1 protein-coding gene and 1 pseudogene (1 of these 2 only partly in view) are annotated in these 2,196 nt (G+C 66.3%); both read left to right on the top strand.

The genetic code is table 11. The features are described from left to right. Positions 1 to 1,479 (top strand): 2-oxoacid:acceptor oxidoreductase subunit alpha (locus ACFE77_RS15305; RefSeq protein WP_375422509.1); only part of this gene is annotated, 1,479 nt, incomplete at its 5' end. 18 nt (positions 1,480 to 1,497) lie between these two features. Then, positions 1,498 to 2,196 (top strand): annotated as a pseudogene (locus ACFE77_RS15300) (2-oxoacid:ferredoxin oxidoreductase subunit beta) (it continues 348 nt past the right edge of the window).

Genomic DNA, 2,196 nt, shown 5'->3' with positions numbered 1-2,196 from the left:
GCGCTGCGCTGCAAGAACATGTGGACGCTGGGGCTGGCGCTCTGGATGTTCGACCGCGATCGGCAGCCGATCGTGGACTGGCTGAAGAGCAAGTTCGCCAAAGCGCCGACGTTGGCGGAGGCCAACATTGCGGCGCTCAACGCCGGGCATGCCTATGGCGAGACCGCCGAGCTGACCGGGCCGATGAAGCAGCATCATGTCGGCGTCGCGCCGGTCGAAGCCGGGCTGTGGCGGACCGTCACCGGCGCGGACTCGATTTCGCTCGGGCTCGTCGCGGGAACGCAGCTTGCCAACATTCCGATGTTCTTCGGCGGCTATCCGATCACGCCGGCGTCGGCGATCCTCCATTCGCTGTCGCGACTGAAGGAGTTCGGGGTCACCACCTTCCAGGCGGAAGACGAGATCGCCGCGATCGCATCGGCGATCGGCGCGAGCTTTGCAGGACAATTGGGCGTGACCTCGTCGTCGGGTCCGGGCATCGCGCTGAAGGGCGAGGCGATGGGCCTCGCGATCATGACCGAGCTGCCGCTGGTGATCGTCAATTCGCAGCGTGGCGGGCCTTCGACCGGCTTGCCCACGAAGACCGAGCAGAGCGATCTCTATCAGGCGGTCTATGGCCGTAACGGCGACGCGCCGATGCCGGTGATCGCCGCGCGCAGCCCCGCCGACGCGTTCGACTGCGCGATCGAGGCGGTGCGGATCGCGGTCCAGTACATGACCCCTGTCATGCTGCTGACCGACGGCTATATCGCCAATGCCGCCGAGCCGTGGAAGGTGCCCGACATCTCCAGCTATGCGCCGTTCCCGGTCGAGTTCCTGAACGACGTGCCGGAAGGCGGCTTCCAGCCCTATGCGCGCAACGACGAGCTGAAGCGCCCTTGGGCGCGCCCCGGCACGCCCGGGCTGCTCCACCGCATCGGCGGGATCGAGAAGAAGCAGGGCACCGGCAACATCGACTATTCGCCCGAGAATCATCAGGCGATGACCGACATCCGCAAGGCCAAGATCGACAACATCGCAGTGCCAGACCAGCAGGTCGAGCTCGGCACCGAGGGCGGCAAGCTGGTGATCGTCGGCTGGGGTTCGACCTTCGGGCCGATCCACCAGGCGGTCCGGCGCGCGCGGGCGCGTGGCCAGGACGTCAGCCACGTCCATATCCGCCACATCTGGCCGATGCCGAAGAACCTCGGCGCGCTGCTGAAAAGCTACGACCAGATTCTGGTGCCCGAGATGAACACCGGCCAGCTGAAGACTGTGCTGCGGGATCAGTTCCTGGTCGACGCCAAGCCGCTCAACAAGGTATCGGGGCAGCCCTTCCAGATCGCCGAGATCGAGGCCGCGATCCAGGCGGCGCTCGGCGGCGACGCGGGCGGCACGGTATGGCCGAACGCGGATCAGCTGCCCGAGCCATTTTCCGGCCATGACGACGGCCACAACAAGACCGACGGCGCGACGCTTTCGCCGCAGTCGGCAGCCTGATTACTGGGACGCATCATCATGAACGACATGACCCCCATCGCGAAGACCACGCCCAAGGATTGGGAGACCGATCAGGAGGTGCGCTGGTGCCCCGGTTGCGGCGACTACGCGATCCTGAAGGCAGTCCAGCGGACCATGCCGGAGATCGGCGCGCGCCCGGAGAACACGGTGTTCGTGTCCGGGATCGGCTGCTCGTCGCGCTTCCCCTATTACATGGAGACCTATGGCTTCCACACCATCCACGGCCGTGCGCCCGCGGTCGCGACGGGGGTGAAGCTTGCTAATCCCGAGCTCGACGTGTGGATCATCACCGGTGACGGCGACGCGCTGTCGATCGGCGGGAACCACACGATGCACCTGCTGCGGCGCAACCTGAACTGCCAGGTGCTGCTGTTCAACAACGAGATCTACGGGCTCACGAAAGGCCAGTATTCGCCGACCAGCCGGGTCGGCACGCGTAGCCCCTCGACCCCGCTCGGCTCGGTCGATCGGCCTGCCAATCCGTGCGCCTTCGCGCTCGGTTCGGGTGCGCGGTTCGTGGCGCGGGCGATCGACATCAACAAGAACCTCGTCGGGGTGTTGAAGGCGGCCTACGCGCATCAGGGCGCGGCGTTCGTCGAGATCTTCCAGAACTGCATCGTCTACAATGACGACGTCTTCGCGCCGTTCGCCGCCAAGCCGAACGCGGCGGTGGGGCAGCTGTGGGTCGAACACGGC

The sequence above is a fragment of the uncultured Sphingomonas sp. genome (assembly GCF_964243315.1).
Taxonomy (GTDB): Bacteria; Pseudomonadota; Alphaproteobacteria; order Sphingomonadales; family Sphingomonadaceae; genus Sphingomonas.
Note: the sequence above shows the minus strand (reverse complement) of the source record. Positions and strands in the feature narration are given on the sequence as shown.